This window comes from Nitrospira sp. Ecomares 2.1 (assembly GCF_965152585.1).
Genome location: NZ_OZ224219.1, coordinates 4,533,097 through 4,550,283 on the forward strand (window position 1 = coordinate 4,533,097; position 17,187 = coordinate 4,550,283).

Annotated in this window: 13 protein-coding genes; 8 read left to right on the forward strand and 5 right to left on the reverse strand. The window is 48.1% G+C overall.

Features of this window, described 5'->3' with window-relative positions; genetic code table 11:
• Window positions 1-189 precede the first annotated feature (189 nt).
• From ACWHYD_RS19935 to ACWHYD_RS19945, 3 genes are all read left to right on the forward strand, one after another.
• A complete protein-coding gene (locus ACWHYD_RS19935) occupies window positions 190-1,041 on the forward strand; it encodes an MBL fold metallo-hydrolase (RefSeq protein WP_447963749.1) in 852 nt (283 codons plus the stop codon).
• Window positions 1,042-1,448: 407 nt separating this feature from the next.
• Window positions 1,449-2,222, forward strand: coding sequence for a site-2 protease family protein (locus ACWHYD_RS19940; protein WP_447963750.1), 774 nt, complete (start codon window positions 1,449-1,451; stop codon window positions 2,220-2,222).
• Window positions 2,223-2,329: 107 nt separating this feature from the next.
• Window positions 2,330-3,733: a M20/M25/M40 family metallo-hydrolase gene (locus ACWHYD_RS19945; protein WP_447963751.1), complete on the forward strand. Its 1,404-nt coding sequence runs from the start codon at window positions 2,330-2,332 to the stop codon at window positions 3,731-3,733.
• On the opposite strand, the gene ACWHYD_RS19950 is transcribed toward ACWHYD_RS19945, so the two are convergent.
• The 5 genes from ACWHYD_RS19950 to ACWHYD_RS19970 all read right to left on the reverse strand — a co-directional run bounded on the left by ACWHYD_RS19950 (window position 3,730) and on the right by ACWHYD_RS19970 (window position 10,057).
• Window positions 3,730-4,116, reverse strand: a complete 387-nt coding sequence (locus ACWHYD_RS19950) for a c-type cytochrome (protein ID WP_447963752.1) — start codon at window positions 4,114-4,116, stop codon at window positions 3,730-3,732. The two genes, ACWHYD_RS19945 and ACWHYD_RS19950, sit on opposite strands and share 4 nt — an antisense overlap.
• Window positions 4,117-4,223: 107 nt before the next feature.
• Window positions 4,224-5,639 (reverse strand): ribosome biogenesis GTPase Der, encoded by a 1,416-nt coding sequence (gene der / locus ACWHYD_RS19955; protein ID WP_447963753.1) that lies wholly within the window; start codon window positions 5,637-5,639, stop codon window positions 4,224-4,226.
• 416 nt (window positions 5,640-6,055) lie between these two features.
• A complete protein-coding gene (locus tag ACWHYD_RS19960; RefSeq protein ID WP_447963754.1) occupies window positions 6,056-6,583 on the reverse strand; it encodes a hypothetical protein in 528 nt (175 codons plus the stop codon).
• Window positions 6,583-7,965 carry a radical SAM protein gene (locus ACWHYD_RS19965; protein ID WP_447963755.1) on the reverse strand — a complete coding sequence of 461 codons (1,383 nt, stop codon included), beginning with the start codon at window positions 7,963-7,965 and terminating at the stop codon, window positions 6,583-6,585. The genes ACWHYD_RS19960 and ACWHYD_RS19965 overlap by 1 nt, the downstream gene beginning before the upstream one ends.
• Complete coding sequence (locus ACWHYD_RS19970; RefSeq protein ID WP_447963756.1) at window positions 7,958-10,057, reverse strand: universal stress protein; 2,100 nt, start codon at window positions 10,055-10,057, stop codon at window positions 7,958-7,960. The genes ACWHYD_RS19965 and ACWHYD_RS19970 overlap by 8 nt, the downstream gene beginning before the upstream one ends.
• 771 nt (window positions 10,058-10,828) lie before the next feature.
• On the opposite strand from ACWHYD_RS19970, the gene metK reads away from it, so the two are divergent.
• The 5 genes from metK (at window position 10,829) to argF (ending at window position 17,130) form a co-directional block, all read left to right on the forward strand.
• Window positions 10,829-11,980 carry a methionine adenosyltransferase gene (metK, locus tag ACWHYD_RS19975; RefSeq protein WP_447963757.1) on the forward strand — a complete coding sequence of 384 codons (1,152 nt, stop codon included), beginning with the start codon at window positions 10,829-10,831 and terminating at the stop codon, window positions 11,978-11,980.
• Window positions 11,981-12,082: 102 nt separating this feature from the next.
• Window positions 12,083-13,465 carry an adenosylhomocysteinase gene (ahcY, locus tag ACWHYD_RS19980; protein WP_447963758.1) on the forward strand — a complete coding sequence of 461 codons (1,383 nt, stop codon included), beginning with the start codon at window positions 12,083-12,085 and terminating at the stop codon, window positions 13,463-13,465.
• Window positions 13,466-13,905: 440 nt separating this feature from the next.
• Window positions 13,906-14,766, forward strand: coding sequence for an acyl-CoA desaturase (locus tag ACWHYD_RS19985; RefSeq protein ID WP_447963759.1), 861 nt, complete (start codon window positions 13,906-13,908; stop codon window positions 14,764-14,766).
• 123 nt (window positions 14,767-14,889) lie between these two features.
• Window positions 14,890-16,122: an acetylornithine transaminase gene (locus ACWHYD_RS19990; protein WP_447963760.1), complete on the forward strand. Its 1,233-nt coding sequence runs from the start codon at window positions 14,890-14,892 to the stop codon at window positions 16,120-16,122.
• A gap of 3 nt (window positions 16,123-16,125) precedes the next feature.
• A complete protein-coding gene (gene argF / locus ACWHYD_RS19995; protein WP_447963761.1) occupies window positions 16,126-17,130 on the forward strand; it encodes an ornithine carbamoyltransferase in 1,005 nt (334 codons plus the stop codon).
• The last annotated feature ends 57 nt before the right edge of the window (window positions 17,131-17,187 follow it).

Below are 17,187 nucleotides of genomic sequence, written 5' to 3' on the forward strand. Positions count from 1 at the left end.
ATCTTATAAGAAGCGCACTATATACCCTATAACTCTCAAGAAAGTTAGGTAGGAACTTTCTATAAACCTCACTGGTCAAAATCAGGGACGACCCCACTTTCCACAGAGCCCTCTTTTTTGATTAGATGAACCAGCCAGCCAAGAGAGGGAACTTTCACCACTATAGCCAATTTTAATTTGAGCATGTAAATGAGTTTAGAAGACGAATTTTGCGATATCATTAAAAAGGCTCGATTTGGGCAGGGACTGGGAATTGAAACCCTGGCGGACTTGGCGAAAATGAGGCAAGCCGACCTGGAGAACCTTGAGAAAGGCAACCGAACTCCGACCAAAAGCGAAATTCAGGGAATTAGCCAGGCCTTGCACCTACGCCTTGCACCCCTGATAAACCTGACTTTGGGCGGATGGTTACCTCAGCCCCAACCAGAGTGGACGACTGAACACGAACTTGTTCAAACCATCAAAGGCGACGTTGGCGGATATCAAGTCAAAGGGTATCTATTAACTGATCCGGCCACCAACCAGACCCTCATGATTGATACAGGGTACAATGCCAAGCAGATGCTTTCGAGCATCTCCCAACGTGCATTGACCTTAATCGGCATCTGCCTTACCCATGGCCATAGGGATCATGCGGGAGGATTGAAAGAGATTTTGGCTCAATGGCCAGTAACGGTCTACCTGGGAAACGGAGATTTTGACCTGCTCCCCTGGAGGCCGCCTGACGCCTCCATAAAAATACCAGCCGACCATCAGATGATTGCCCTGGGGGAGTTGTCGGTCGAATGCTTGGCAACCCCGGGTCATACCCCTGGAGGATTTTGCTACCTGTTATCGCTTAAAGGCCAGGCCCTGTGTTTTGTGGGAGATACGCTCTTTTCCGGTTCCGTAGGGCGCTCCAACCCTTTTTCCCTGTATCCACAGCATTTGCAATCCGTTCGCCATTCCCTGTTACACTTACCAAAAGACACCGTCTTGTTTCCTGGCCATGGTCCCTCCACGACAGTCCGTGAGGAACAAGCGCACAATCCATTTGCCTGACATTGAATGTCAGACCAATTCCTGGCTTGGCATTCAATAAGGACGTGTTAATGGATCACGAATCGCCTACACATTCAACGCCTTCGGAGAACAACCCAACACCCTCACCTTCTCTATTGAATCCTATTGCTCCCACTGATCCACTGCCTTCAACTAACCCAATTTCCCCTCCGCCTCTGATCATGCCAATCTCCAAAGACGCCATGCTTCGAGAACGCACACTCGAGACATCCTCCCGCGGAATAGATCATTGGCATTCAATTCAACCTGACCGGCTCGACTCTCGAGATGAGGAGGATGAATTCCCCCCTCCAACTCCCAGCACCTTTTCCCAATGGGGACTTCCTATTTTGCTATTTGGGCTCACCATATTCACTACTCTCTGGGCAGGAGCATTTCAGGTTAATATGAAACCAGTCAACGGGGCCTGGGATTTTTTAATGCGTTATCCCGGCTCTTTAGTCAATGGGATCCCCTTTGCCGCAACCCTATTAGGAATCCTCGTCACCCATGAATTCGGGCATTACCTCCTCTCCCGCATTCATCGTGTACCCGCGTCCTTACCGCTGTTCATTCCCGGTCCCCCACATTTCATTGGCACCTTTGGGGCGGTCATTCGCATGCGATCCGCAATCATGAATCGTCGCGCGCTTTTTGATATTGGCGTTGCAGGTCCCATTGCCGGATTTATCGCCGCAGTTGTTGCCATTATTATCGGCCTCTCTTTCTCCCATATCGTCCCCAGATCCCAAACGTATGGGTTACAGTTGGGCGAACCTCTCCTGCTGCAATGGTTTGCCTGGCTCATGTTTGGCCCGATTCCACCCACGCACGATATTGTGCTCCATCCGATTGCTTTTGCCGCGTGGTTCGGGTTTTTCGTCACCGCGATTAATTTATTACCCTTGGGGCAATTGGACGGAGGCCATGTGGCATTTGCGGTATTAGGCCGTCGACAACGCTCCCTGGCATTGGCCACGATTCCCATCCTCATTTATTTGGGCCTCACGGGTTGGCCTGGGTGGATTCTCTGGGTCGGATTGGCCAGCCTTGTCGGGATTGCCCACCCGCCAGTGATGGACCCGCACACGGTTTTGGGTAAACACCGGCGATGGGTCGCCTGGGCGGCCTTGGCTATTTTCATTGTGACTTTTGCTCCGGTGCCGTTTTCAGTTGGATGACGACATGCTAGCCCCCTTGTCGTTGTTCTTGGAATGCCATCCGTATTCCCGACTCTCGTTTTCGTACTTGCACTCTCAGCCCACTCACGAAAAGGAACCGTCATCTCATGAGTGATTATCAATCCCAATTACACACCTACATTCAAGATCAGCGCCCCAACTTTGAAGACCTTTTAGGTCAGATGGTAGAAGTGCCATCAGTAAGTTCAGACCCTGAGCATGCCCACGATATGCACCGAATGGCCCAATTAGCCGTTCAATACCTGGAACAATTTGGAGCCCAGGCCTCTATCGTGAACACCAAGGGTTACCCAAGCGTAGCTGGCGAATGGGTGGCCGGTCGACAACACCCCAGTCTGACCATTTACAATCATCTCGATGTCCAACCGGCTCAAGAACCCGAATGGCGTCAGCCTCCCTTTGCCTTTAAAAAGGATGGTGATCGGTACTGTGGCCGTGGGGCAACGGATGATAAAGGCCCGGCGTTAACCGCCCTCTTTGCTGCCAAATTCGCAAGAGAAGTCGGCATTCCCCTAAACATTCGGATCCTCTGGGAATTGGAGGAAGAAATTGCCAGCCCGAATTTCCCCGAGGTCCTTCAAAACCGTAAAGCTGTCCCACCGTCTGATTCGGTACTGGTGTCCGACACGATTTGGGTGGCGAAGGATCGCCCGGCCCTCTCCTGTGGGCTTCGTGGTTTGTTGGTCGCCAAGTTGCTGCTTCGCACAGGGGAAACCGATATTCATTCCGGTCTCACGGGCGGCGGGGCGCGCAATCCCTTGGCTGAATTATGTGACGCCGCCTATTCCTGCTTGGACGCGAAAACCGGACGCGTGAAAATCCCAGGATTCTACGATGATGTCGTCCCGCCCACCCGAACCGAAATGAAAAATTTTCTGGCATCAGGATTTCAGGTTCGCCTTTTTAAAGAGGCCTATCAACTGCGATCGCTTCGAACCTCCGATCCTCAAGATTTACTCAAACGGATCTGGGCCTCTCCCACCTTTGAAGTGCATGGATTAACGGGTGGGCACATGGGACCAGGCGTCAAAACCATTGTGCCGGCCTGGGGCGAACTCAAAGTGAGTATGCGATTAGTTCCAAATCAACATCCCTCAAAAATTTTCCGACTCCTGAAAAAACATCTTCGTGCCCGCAATCCTGATATTGAAGTGATTAATGATGGAGAACTGGAACCCTATCGTGGAATTTCCGATGGCCCCTATGCGGAGGCGCTGCAAGAGGCGGTAGCCCAGGGCTTTGGACGCCGACCGGTGTTTGTGCGGGAAGGTGGATCTATTGGGGCCATTGCGGTGTTACAACGCGCCTGGAAGGTCCCGATTCTGTTTATGGGTCTCAGCCTACCCGAACATGGGTACCATGCCCCCAATGAATATTTCGATTGGGGACAAGCTTCAGGGGGGATACAAGCCTTCGTGCACTACTTCGATCACTTGAGTCGGATGCGACCGGATAAATCCAAAACCCGCCTCAAACCGACAACAGGCTAAGGTCCTGGAGAAGGAGGAGAAGATAGGTCATGAAAATGCACGAGGGTTCGAACGTAGGCGAGGACATTGCGCCGTTGCTCTTCTGACAATTGATCACTCCAGCCATGCATGGCCGTTCGGGGAACTCCATTGGCAAGGATCTCAAGGAGTTCTTCATCGGTTTTGGTAGAGGTGGCTGCCGAAACTAGATTTCCGGGGCGAGGGGCCAACAGGGCCGCCCGTGGACCATCACCCCGTCCTTCCGCCCCATGACATTCCAGACAATGAATACGATAGAGGTCTCGCCCCTGCTTCCCTTCGGGTTGCGCTTCAACGTCCCTTGTCTCATAGGAAGCGGTAAAGCCTAAAAGGATCAGGACGCATATCCACAGCAACCGATTCATCCGTCAAATTGTACTGCATGAATCTCTGAACTTCAAAAATTTCTAGCCTGTCTGACTCACGATGCTTCACTTAGGGAACTCGCGTGAATTCCAGTGTTCCTTATTTTTTATTGACTGCGCAACAATATCCGGAGCGGAATGCCCTCAAAACCATATTCCGTCCTGATGGAGTTTTCTAGATAACGGAGGTAGGAGGCTGGAACTTTTGGTGCGGATTTAACAAATAACGCAAAGGTAGGCGGCTTGGTCGCGACCTGAGTGATAAATACGGATTTTTTTGGATTGCCTCGGACCAACGTCATGGGATTTTTTTCCAGAAGTTCCTGAACAAAGAGGTTCAGCTTACGGGTCTGAATACGCTTGGAAAAATCTGCCACTACCTGATCAATTTTTGGAAAGATTCGCGTGAGCGTTTCCGATTGAATGGCGGCACCAAAGACAACCGGCACATAGGTAAAAAATGGAAACCGCCGAGCTAATTCAAGATTGTAGGCGGGGTACGCCTCACGATCATCCGCGCGCAAGTCCCATTTATTCACGAGGATAATACAGCCTCGCCCTTGCTTACTGATTAAGCCGGCAATTTTTGTATCTTGTTCTGTGACTCCTTCTACCCCATCCAAAACCAGCACGGCAACATCAGATCGTCCCAACGCTCGAATGGCTCGCACGACACTATAGCCTTCAATTCCACGCTCGATCCGCCCCCTTCGCCGGAGACCTGCCGTATCTGTAAAGATATACCGTCGCCCATGAAGACTGACCATTGAATCAATTGGATCGCGGGTCGTTCCTGGGATATCACTAACAATGAGTCGTTGTTCACCGAGAATGGCATTGACCAGCGTCGACTTACCCACATTGGGTCGACCCACTACCGCAATCCTTGGGATCTCTCTTTGAACTTCATTCTCGGTGGCTTGAGGAAGATAGGGCAAAAGGGCTTCCAGTAATTCATCCACTCCTAATCCTCCTTCGGCCGAAATAGGGAAAATCTCTTTTGCCCCTAATTTGTAGAAATCGGCCAAGAGCGGTTCAGCCTGAGGAGTATCAATCTTGTTGACCGCCAGAAAAACGGGCTTGGTCACCGGTCGCAATAGCTTAACAAGGTCCGCATCCAGCGGAGACAACCCCACACGGCCATCCATGACCGCAATGATCAGATCAGCCTCCTCAATAGCCGCTTGGGTTTGAAATTTGATCTGTTCCACAATGACATCGTCGGTGGTCAGATCCAGCCCACCGGTGTCGACCAACGTGAATATCCGATTTTGATAATCGCACTCTGCCGTGTTTCTATCCCGAGTGACCCCTGATACATCATCTACAATTGCCGTGCGATGGCCGACAATCCGATTAAACAGCGTAGATTTTCCTACATTCGGCCGTCCCACCAGGGCTACCAATGGTCTATGTGGGGGTGGTTCCAAGGGAACTTCGACAGGCAGATCAGACGGTAGGGACGATTCCAGAGATGGTCTGGTACGGGAGCGAGGGGTGCGAGAACGGGAAGATCGAGCCATTGGACAGCAAATAACCTAATAGGGTGGAGCAAATTGGTAGGAAAATTAATTTTCAGGCGTCCGGTCGTCTACCAGATCAACAAGACGATTTATCAAAGGAACCCGCCCAGTGATAGCCTGGATAAAGCTACCCAGTCAACTATCTGGAAATTAACCTTCATTAAGACCCTGATTTTTCCTCAGCCACACGGTAATTTATCGAGGAAGATCTTTTCTGCAGTTGGATCCATTTTGAGAAATGGATCCCTTCGAATTCTTTAGCTATTTGGTATCAACTATGACAGGTATTCGAAAGGGTTAGGCTTTTTTGTGGTCAACCCAGCCAATCCCACTGGTAGGTTCAATTATTCAGAAGATTGAAGCAGGGGAAAAGCCTCTAAAACTACGCCATGCAAAATTCAATGTAAAAAAATTAATTACACATGGAGATGTTTCATCGCTGCCGCACAAAGTATGATAAACACCCCCATCCACAATGCTACACGCTGAAATGGAACTGGCTCTATGGCCATCTCTTCTAATTCTTCGCTTGTCTCACCACCTGTGGGTTCATTTTTAAAGATAATGGTGTATAGAAAGATGGTCAGAATTCCTAGCACCAAGAACAATTTAATAAAGAAAACAGTAAGGTATTTGGCATGATGGGAGACACCTTCCCCAGACTGCATGACCATCCCCTCACTGACATAATGGAGATTGAATCCTCCAGTAAAAAGGATAACTACCAAGAGAATCCCGACCACCCGTTTATATTGCTGATAAAAGGTTTCAGATATTGGTCGGATAAATTGTTTTGGAACAGTGTTTTTGAGACAGGGCGTTACGGCCATGACAAGAAACGCCAAACCACCAATCCACACCACGGCAGACAGTAGGTGCAACCAATGCACCAGGATGGGAATAATCTGATTAAGATCGGTGAGAACTCCGAGGAGGGACTCCATTAGAACTTAAACACAGGTTTTTCATTTCCGAATCGACGCTTCCGAAGTTCTTCCATTAATTCAATGGTCACGATTGGAAGACCTTGTTCAACGGCATGACGCTCGACACCTTTTTTGACCATGGCTCGAAGAAAATATGGGATCCGACTGAGCCGTTCTTCTGCGTCGGCTTCCCATTCCACCGACGAGGCTTCCGGCATATTGAAGGCCACTTTAATTTTTTCTCCCCCTTTGGGAGTGTACAGACACCATTCATCCTCATCCATCGCATCCCCGTGGTCCACATAAGGACGAGCACGGCACCCGCCGCAAATTTCACTGTATTCGCAATCTCCACATTTACCCTTGAGGTGTGGATAGCGAAAGGAGTTGAATACTTCTGAATTTTCCCATAAATCGACAAAACTGGTGTCGCGAATGTTTCCTGCAGAAAGGGGCATATATGGGCATGGCGTCAGATCGCCATTTGGCGTCACTCGCGCATAGTTTGTGCCTGCCAGACATCCTCCTCCCATATATCCTGTCGCTTTGGTGATGGGAGAATTTGGGTCCTTTTCGTAGGCCAAGCGTTTGAAATGTGGCGCACAACGCGCCCGAACCAACATGTCCTGGTATTTATCTTGGCTCTCAACCATATAAGTCAAGACCTCTTCATATTGCGAAGGAGTGATGTCAGTGAGTTCTTCACCCCGTCCAGTACACACCATGAAAAAGACATTTAAGACTTTGGCACCTAAATCGTGTGACCAATCGATGACCGCTGGTAATTCCTTGTAGTTCATGGGCTGTGCGCTGAAATGTACTTGAAATTGAAGACCGTTTCGTTTGCAGGCTTCAATGCCAGCCATAGCGCCTTCCCATGCGCCAGGTAAACCTCTAAACGCATTGTGTGTTGCTGAATCTAAGGAATCAATACTAATTCCTACGCCCATCACACCAATGTCTACCATGGCTTTCGCCATCTTATCGTCAATCAGCATACCATTGGTGCCAAATACGACCATAAATCGCTTCTCGACTGCATGACGCGCGATTTCAAGAATATCAGGACGAACCAACGGCTCTCCTCCGGTAATAACAAGAAGACTACCGGCATTGACTTGGGCAATCTGATCAATAAGCTGAAAACATTCCTCTGTCGTCAATTCATCCTGCCCACCACCCATTTTCGTTGTGGCATCCAGATAACAATGGTCGCATTTGAGATTGCAACGCTTGGTTAAATTGAGAGCCACGAGGTAGGGCTTAAAATCATCCACGGTTCGACCATCCCCAGGCGCTCCGGAGTCTGGACGAAATGATTCAAACTTAGAAATTGCTCCGGCCCCTAACGAATTCAGCGTGTTAAGGAATGAATTGAGAACAGGCAGAGACTTACCCATTATGTCCGGCTCCGGATTGAGCTTCCGAGGGAGCCCCTGTGCCAGTCAACTTGGCCACGATGTCTTTGACATTGCCAGTTTTCATGGCTTCTTCCATAGTAGTTTTGGCTTGTTCAATTCCCTGGTTCGCTACATCTAGAGTGATGGTTGTAGTACCAATTTTTTCAGCATGTTTGATAATTAAGGCTTTGGTGCAATCACGCATAAATCCGGCAGGAGCTCTTTCCAATCGTTGTAGGGCATCAGGCTCCCACACATACGGGTCGGCTCCATTATTATTGCCAGTATTTTCAGTTTTGGATTCAGAGACCATAGGTGCCGTCTCCCCAGCCGTTTTATTGGCAAAAATTGGTGTATAGTCCTCGCTTGCCGCTTCTTGAATCATTGCTCCTGAATATTCCAACGTAATCGTGGTCATTCCGAGTTTTCTTGCAGTTTTTTCGATTTTCGCTTTTGCCCGTCGGCGTTGAAATCCAGCGGGAACGGCTCGAATGGCTTCACGAGCATCTTTCGTCCACTGCATAGGAATATCGTCATATGATACTTGGGTTTCCAAGCCACCTTCCGCCTTGGCAGCCGCATCAAAAATAGATTTATCTACTTGTTTGAATTGTGCTCCATCCAGACCACAGACAGGGCACATCACCGGTTGATCGCCTTTCCCAATATATCCACATCCACCACAAACATAATAGTCTCTGGACATTCGAGCTAGATACGACTTGTTCCCTGCGCTCATTGGCGCAGAAGCCTCCGACGGCTTTTCTTCTACCACCTGAGACATCATGCCGCTCAGGGTGGAACCCATCAAGTCCTGCGCCACCTCATCCCCTGCCTGCATGGCATTCCGATCGACTCCAGCAGCATCGAGAGTACCGCCTAATGTTTTCATGGCGTCCATGGCCCCTTTGGGTAGAATATCACCAACCGCATCATCAATGACAGAATTACTGATGATGGTATGCCCCTTTTCGATAGCATATCGATGAATCGCAGTCTTGGCCACTCCCCGTGCAAAGACAGGTATCTTTTCCATCCGCCGTAAGGCTTCTTCCGTCCAGGCGATCGTGTATTCGGCCTGCGTGTCAATCGGAGGAACAAACTTCTTGTTAGATATTAATACATTGCAAGGAGCTGAACGCAAAAGATTCTCGGCATTGCTGCCAATATCCATATCATCGTCGCTATGCACCCCAATCCGTCCAACGATTAGCAGCCATGGCTGCTCTTTCCGAACGTATTGAATGATTTTCTCAAACGCTTTGCCGTCAAGAAGAGTTGTCTTAATATCCGCGCCCTCATCCTGGGCAACATCGCGAGAGACATCAAGATGAGACTGGTAAATTTTTGCTAACCCGCTGTCAATGACTTCCTCATGAAGCTTTTCCTGTTCCTTAAATCGAAACACCTTTCCAGCCTCTTCATTCAGGACACCGGAAATACTGTGAAACGCGGCGTAATGAAAATAGGGATCGAATGCCGAAATCGCTTCTACAGGCTTATTGAGCGCCTTTCCCAAGGCGAGTGCGGTTTTCAATCCGCCGAAGGAGTAATGGCTCCCATCTACAGCTACCACAATTTTCCCACCATTCATGGGTTTGGTATCTTTCACAACGAACATGTCCGAATTACGAATCCGACGGATCACACGTTCCGTGTTACTGCCGATCACAGAGTCCTTCACTGCCCCAACCCCCAAGGCCCCCATAATGGTCAAGTCATACCCATTTTTTGAAATATCTTCTGCAATCGCCTTCCAATTTCGTCCCTCGAGTGAGCGCCGCTCCAGAGGAATGTTCGCTTCCGCGCATTTCTGATCGACAAAATCCAAATATGAATCTGTAATTATTTGCAAACCTCTGGTAATAAGGGAATCATGTATTTGGCGTTGGCGATCTAACTCCTTTTCGTCGTGATATTCCTCAGGAAGACCTGCCTCCATTTGCTTAAACCGCTTATCATGCATCTTCGCCGCATACACATGACTACCCACAATTTTCGATCCGAAAATTTTCGCGAACTGCACCCCCAGTTCTACAGCCATATTCGAATGGTCTGAATTATCAACCGGGACATATATTGTTTTGTACATCAACAAGCCTCCTTAGAGATTTCCGCCTCAGAAAAAGCGGCATCACACCCACGTCTCAATCGCCGGGAAATGCTTATAAACAGATGTTTTTTCACACGAAATAAGAGCGGATCTTACCACTGAGAATTCTAGGTACGCAACCCAATGAACATTTCCACCTTGACATGGGTGAGATAATAAATATCATATATTTATCAGTGGAATTCAAAGTCTACTGTGGGGGTTTTCCCAGTTCTTACCAAATTCAGGTCAACCACGTAAAATTACTTGCCTTCCCTTAGCTTACTTCTAATCTAATGTTTCAATATGAAACCAGTTAATGCTTGTGCCCTACACTATCACTAATCGAACCTAATACAAATTCCCACCAAAAAGCACGCAAGACTCAAAAAGTTCGAAGAGCGATGGCTGACTCTGGAACCTTCACAATCCGATGGGTGCGTGTAGAACGATATGTGTTCCTGGAAAATCATATAAAAAAGAAAACAACTATTCATTGCCAGGGCCCGGTTCACCCTTGCACTCCTTTATTAGGGTTAGGGGAACTGCTCGTTGTAGAGAATTTCACGTTTCACCGATTCTCCCGCCGAAAACGTCGAAAACAAGGAGTTAACCAGCATAAAATCAAAAATTCAGCTATAGCCAATATCAAAAATTGCGGAAGGCGGTTAAGTTACGCTACATTGAATGTTTTGCGCTTTGCTTTATTCACCACTGAGACCATGCCCGGCACGGACATGTGGGCTCAAGCAATTGGTTAGGGGGAACTCGATGAGACAAACCAATTTCCTTTTCACCTCGGAATCGGTCACGGAAGGGCATCCCGATAAGATTGCCGATCAGATTTCCGACGGTATTCTTGACGCAATCATTGCCAAAGATAAGAACTGTAGGGTGGCCTGTGAAACTATTCTGACAACAGGAATCGCCTTTGTAGCCGGGGAAATCTCCACCCGGGCATATGTAGAAATTCCTGAGATTATCCGTGAAACGATTCGGGAGGTTGGATATGCAGATGCCACATGGGGATTCGATTACAGCACCTGCTCGGTTTTGACCGCCATTCATAACCAATCCGGTGACATTGCCATGGGAGTGGACTCTGGAGGCGCTGGCGATCAAGGGTTGATGTTCGGATATGCCTCGAATGAGACCCCTGAACTCATGCCAATGCCAATTATCCTGGCCCACCGGCTTACCAGAAGACTCGCGGAGGTTCGGAAAAAGAACATACTTCCCTGGGTTCGCCCTGATGGAAAATCACAAGTAACCATCGAATATAAAAACGGCAAGCCTATTCGCATTGACACCATCGTAGTTTCCACCCAACACAGCGATGCTGTCACTTCGAAGAAAATCGAAAAAGATGTGATGGAAAAAGTGATTATTCCCGTCATGCCTAAGAAATTATTCAATCCAAAATCCACCAAATTCCATATTAACCCCACCGGGCGATTTGTCGTCGGTGGCCCCATGGGTGATACTGGCCTTACAGGAAGAAAAATCATCGTAGACACATATGGCGGAGTTGGCAGTCACGGAGGAGGCGCTTTTTCAGGGAAAGACCCCAGTAAAGTAGATCGATCAGCCTCATATATGGCCCGTTATATTGCAAAAAATATCATTGCGGCCCAATTGGCAGAAAAATGTGAAGTACAATTGGCATATGCCATTGGGGTCGCCGAACCGGTTTCCGTTTTGGTCGATACAAAGGGCACCGAAAAAGCACCTATTGATCGGATTGAAAAGCTCATCATCAAGCATTTCCCATTGACGCCAAGGGGTATCATTGAGCACCTCAAGTTGCGGCGTCCTATATATAAAAGGACCGCTGCATACGGACATTTTGGCAGAAACGAACCAGGATTCACTTGGGAGAAGACAGACAAAGCCAGCTTGCTCCGAAAAGGCGCAGGCTTATAACTTCCAAGTGCTTAGCCCGCCGAATGATGGGGAAGGGGACCAAACCTTCCCCCCTTTTCAACAGACCTTCAATACTCAAACAGAGAAGGAGAGACAATTCCTATGAGCACTGCAACTATGACCAAAACCGCCTCGATTGACTACAAAGTTGCGGATATCCGTTTAGCTGATTGGGGGAGAAAAGAATTATGCATCGCCGAAACAGAAATGCCGGCATTGATGGCTCTTCGGGAGAAATACCGCCAGTCCCAGCCATTAAAAGGCGCAAAAATTCTTGGCTGCATTCACATGACCATTCAGACAGGAGTGTTAATTGAAACGCTCATCGAACTGGGTGCTGAAGTCCGCTGGTCATCCTGCAATATTTTTTCAACACAAGATCATGCTGCCGCTGCCATCGCCGCAAAAGGAATTCCTGTATTCGCCTGGAAGGGTGAAACAGAAGAAGAATATGATTGGTGCTTGGAGCAAACCATTTTAAAGGGCGGACAACCCTGGGATGCAAACATGGTCCTGGACGACGGCGGAGACTTGACCATGATGCTCCACAAAAAATATCCAGCTATGCTGGAGCGAATTCATGGAATCACTGAAGAGACAACCACTGGGGTACATCGTTTACTGGAAATGTTAAAAAATGGAACACTAAAGGTTCCAGCCATTAATGTGAATGATTCAATCACCAAATCAAAGAATGACAATAAATATGGCTGTCGCCACAGTTTAAATGATGCAATCAAACGCGCCACTGACCACCTCCTGTCAGGGAAAAAAGCCCTGGTAATAGGGTACGGCGATGTCGGGAAAGGCTCCGCTCAATCACTCCGACAGGAAGGCATGATTGTCAAAATTTCAGAAATTGATCCAATCTGTGCCATGCAAGCCTGCATGGATGGCTATGAAGTGGTCTCTCCCTACAAAGGTGGCATCAATACAGGCAAGGTCGAAGACACCAACTCCGTCCTTCTTCAAAACACAGATTTGGTCGTCACAGCTACCGGCAACTTGAATGTCTGCGATTCAGCCATACTGCAATCATTGAAATCTGGGGCGGTTGTTTGCAATATCGGACACTTTGACAATGAAATCGACACTGCTTTTATGCGGAAGAACTGGGAATGGGAAGAAGTAAAACCTCAGGTGCATACAGTGTATCGTGACAAAGCCAGCAAGGATCACCTCATTTTACTGTCCGAAGGGCGCCTGGTGAATTTGGGAAATGGGACCGGACACCCTTCCAGAATAATGGATGGTTCATTTGCCAACCAAGTCCTCGCGCAAATCTACCTCTACGAACGGAAATTCGCAGACCAAAAAGGTGGAACCATTACAGTGCAAGTTTTACCGAAACATCTCGACGAAGAAGTGGCTGCCCATATGGTTCGTGGCTTTGGAGGGGTTATCACTAAACTCACCCAAACTCAGGCTGCCTATATTCACGTCCCAGTTAATGGACCATTCAAAGAAGACAGCTACAAGTATTAAAATATAGCTCAGGCAGTTCTGATATTTCTTCAAGGGACTTCTTAACAAAGACCATAACAAATGCACTGGTCCGCAATTTTGTTTGCGAATTCAAAAATAAATACCAGACAGTAGTATTTAGGGGGCCTTGGCTTGTACAGGGTCCCCTAGCTTTTTTCATTACATCTGGTATTCTGGACACATAAAGAGTGTCATTATTGAATTCTGCCATGGGATTGCCTCTTCCCGACTAAATTGTTACATTATAATCTCAAGCCACTCTTTTACACGGGAAAATCAAGGCCCGTGTTAGTCGGTTTCAACAACCCACTTTCGTATATGTAAAAGAGATTTCAATCCTAGGTTTTATTTCACAAACAAATCTCTCGCCGTTGAATTTTCCCTCTTGTATGGGGAACATTCTCTTTGGTGACTGGAGATATAAGAGGACTTAGTCAGCTATGTCACGAACGTTAGATCCATCCTTAGCCGGAACTCCACAACGAGATTTCCCCACAATGATTCTGTTTGGATCAATTGTGTTGACCACAATCATCGGGCTCCCTTTGTATGCCTATTTTTACGATTTTTCCTGGGTAGACTGGACCATGTTTATCACGCTTTACCTATTTACAGGATTAGGCATTACAGTGGGCTATCATCGGTTAATTACCCATAGGAGCTTCAAGTGCCCAAACTGGATCAAAGCCATATTCTTAATCGCAGGCGGTATGGCGTTAGAAAACTCGGCGTTAAAATGGGCCAGCGACCATATTAGGCACCATGCCCGGTGCGACCAGAAGGAAGACCCCTATAACGCCACACTGGGCTTTTGGCACAGCCATTGTGGCTGGATTTTCTGGAAGGATCCCAATCGTGACCCCAAATATGCCACACGCCTTCTTCAGGACCCTCTGATTTTGTGGCAGGACAAATATTACCTTCCCATTCTTTTGTCTGGACTGGTGCTGCCATTCGTAGTGGGATTTCTGTACAATGGGTGGATTGGCGGTCTCGGATGTTTTCTGCTGGCTGGGCTTGCACGTACTTTCTTTGTTCTAAACTCAACGTTTTTCATCAATTCCATTTGCCATATCTGGGGCGATCAACCCCATGGCACATCTGATTCGAGCAGGGATAGTTGGTGGATATCATTACTCACATTTGGAGAGGGATATCACAACTATCATCATATGTATCAAAGTGACTATCGAAATGGGGTTCGCTGGTATAATTTTGATCCCTCAAAGTGGCTTATATGGACATTGAGCAGATTGGGCTTAGCCTATGATCTTCGGCGGCAGTCTCCTGACCAGCCGTAACGATATTTAGCATTTAAAGGCTCCTTTACCTGAATTGGGCTCTGGGAAGGAGTCTCTTCTCCTGCCTTTTTGTTATCCGACCAATCTCCCACCTAGCTCATTATTGCGAACCGAAGAAGTCGTGTGATAAATTCGCCTGCATTCACGCGGGTTTTTGCCAATATGATTACAAGTGAACTCCAAGATAATGCGGATAGATTTCTGATGAATACCTATGCCCGCCTACCCATTTCACTTGTTCGGGGAAATGGATGCCTCGTGTATGATGCAGAAGGCAGGGAATATCTCGATTGTCTCGCGGGGATTGCCGTCAATATTTTAGGTCATGCCCACCAGGATCTGGTAGAGACCATCACACGACAAGCCCGACAACTCATTCATACCTCCAACCTGTTTTACACCGAACCCCAAACCAAATTGGCCCAAAGGCTGGTAGAACTGTCCTTTGCCGACAAAGTCTTTTTTTGCAATAGCGGAACAGAAGCCAACGAGGCCGCCATTAAGTTAGCCAGACGGTATGCCCACAACACCTTCGGTCCGGAACGCTTTGAAATTCTGACCATGATCAACTCTTTTCATGGACGAACATTGGCGAGCCTCACGGCAACCGGACAGCCAAAATTACAAGAAGGCTTCGGACCGCTTGTTCCTGGATTTCGCTACGCCCCATTCAATGATCTAGAGGCGTTGAAAGCCAACATAACTCCACAAACGGCAGCTGTGATGTTAGAACCCATTCAGGCTGAAGGTGGGATTATAGTTCCTCATCCTTCCTATTTGAAAAAACTTCGAGAGTTCTGCACCGAGCAACAAATTCTCCTCATTTTTGATGAAGTCCAAACGGGGATGGGACGAACAGGGACGTTATTCGCTTACGAACAGTTCGAAATTCAACCTGACATTATGACGTTAGCTAAGGGGCTAGGGGGAGGCATTCCCATTGGGGCCTGTTTGGCCACCGACAACGTCGCAGCGGCATTTGAGCCAGGCACGCATGCCTCCACGTTTGGAGGCAACCCTTTAGCCTGCGCGGTAGCCTTAAAAGTCTTAGAACTCCTTATTGAATGCGGGAAACTTGAACAGGGCCAGGCTGCCGGTCACTATTTAGCCAAAGGACTCAGTTCCCTGAAAGAACAATTCTCCTGTATTCAGGAAGTCCGTGGAAAGGGCCTACTCCAGGGTCTAGAATTAACCATAGACGGAAAACCTCTGGTCTTGGAATGCTTGGAGCGACGGGTCCTCATAAACTGCACAATGGGAAAAGTTCTCAGATTTGTGCCTCCCTTAATCATCAGCCACGCACAGATTGACCGGCTCTTGTCCGTCCTCTCTGAAGTTCTTTCTAAACATCGATAAATCATGTCACCATCAAGTCAGTCCTCTCGTACTCAAAAATCTACTTCTGTCGCACCACGCAAAAAGACGACAGCTCTCCCCAAAGACCTGCTAACGGTGGCCGACATTCCCCGGGATACGATTCACCATTTGATTGCACTTGCTCAAAAACTGAAGGCTGCCCGAAGACATGGGCGCTCTACCTTTCCGTTGAAAGGCAAAACGCTTGGTCTTATTTTTGAAAAACCTTCTACGCGGACCAGGGTTTCGTTTGAAGCAGGCATGAATCAACTGGGTGGACAAGCCATTTTTCTTGCGTCCGAAAAAATCCAATTGAGTCGTGGGGAAAGCTTAGCCGATACGGCAAAAGTCTTAACACGATATTTGGATGGACTCGTTGTAAGAACATTCAACCAAGCCTCCTTAGAAGAATGGGCTCAACACACCTCGATTCCTGTTATCAACGGGTTAACGGACGATTGTCACCCCTGCCAGGCTTTGGCTGATCTTTTGACCATTGTTGAACACAGAGACCACGCGAAAGGCTTAAAGCTGGCATATATTGGAGACGGAAACAATATCACGCACTCCCTTGTTGAGATTGGAGCTAAGGTAGGTATGCACGTGGTCGTAGGATGCCCAAAAGGCTATGAACCTGATCCCCGCGTCATTGAGGCAGCCAAAATAGAAGGCCAACAAACCGGTGCCAGGATTGAAATCACCCACGATCCTAAAAACGCAGCAACGGACGCTGATGTGATTTACACAGATGTGTGGATCAGCATGGGCCAGGAACACGAACAACAACCACGCATGAGCGCTTTGACCCCCTATCAGGTCAACGGTCAGCTGATGAAAGAGGCAAAATCCAATGCGCTGGTCATGCATTGCCTGCCAGCCCATCGGGGGGAGGAAATAACCGAAGAGGTGCTGGACGGCCCACAATCAGTAGTTCTCGACCAAGCCGAAAACCGCCTACACATCCAAAAAGCTATTTTGCTTGAATGGTTAGGAAGGTCGCCTTCATGAAGAAACGCGCCAGCATAACCCTGCCCAGCAACCGATCCCGTTCTGCAGGGCCTCCTT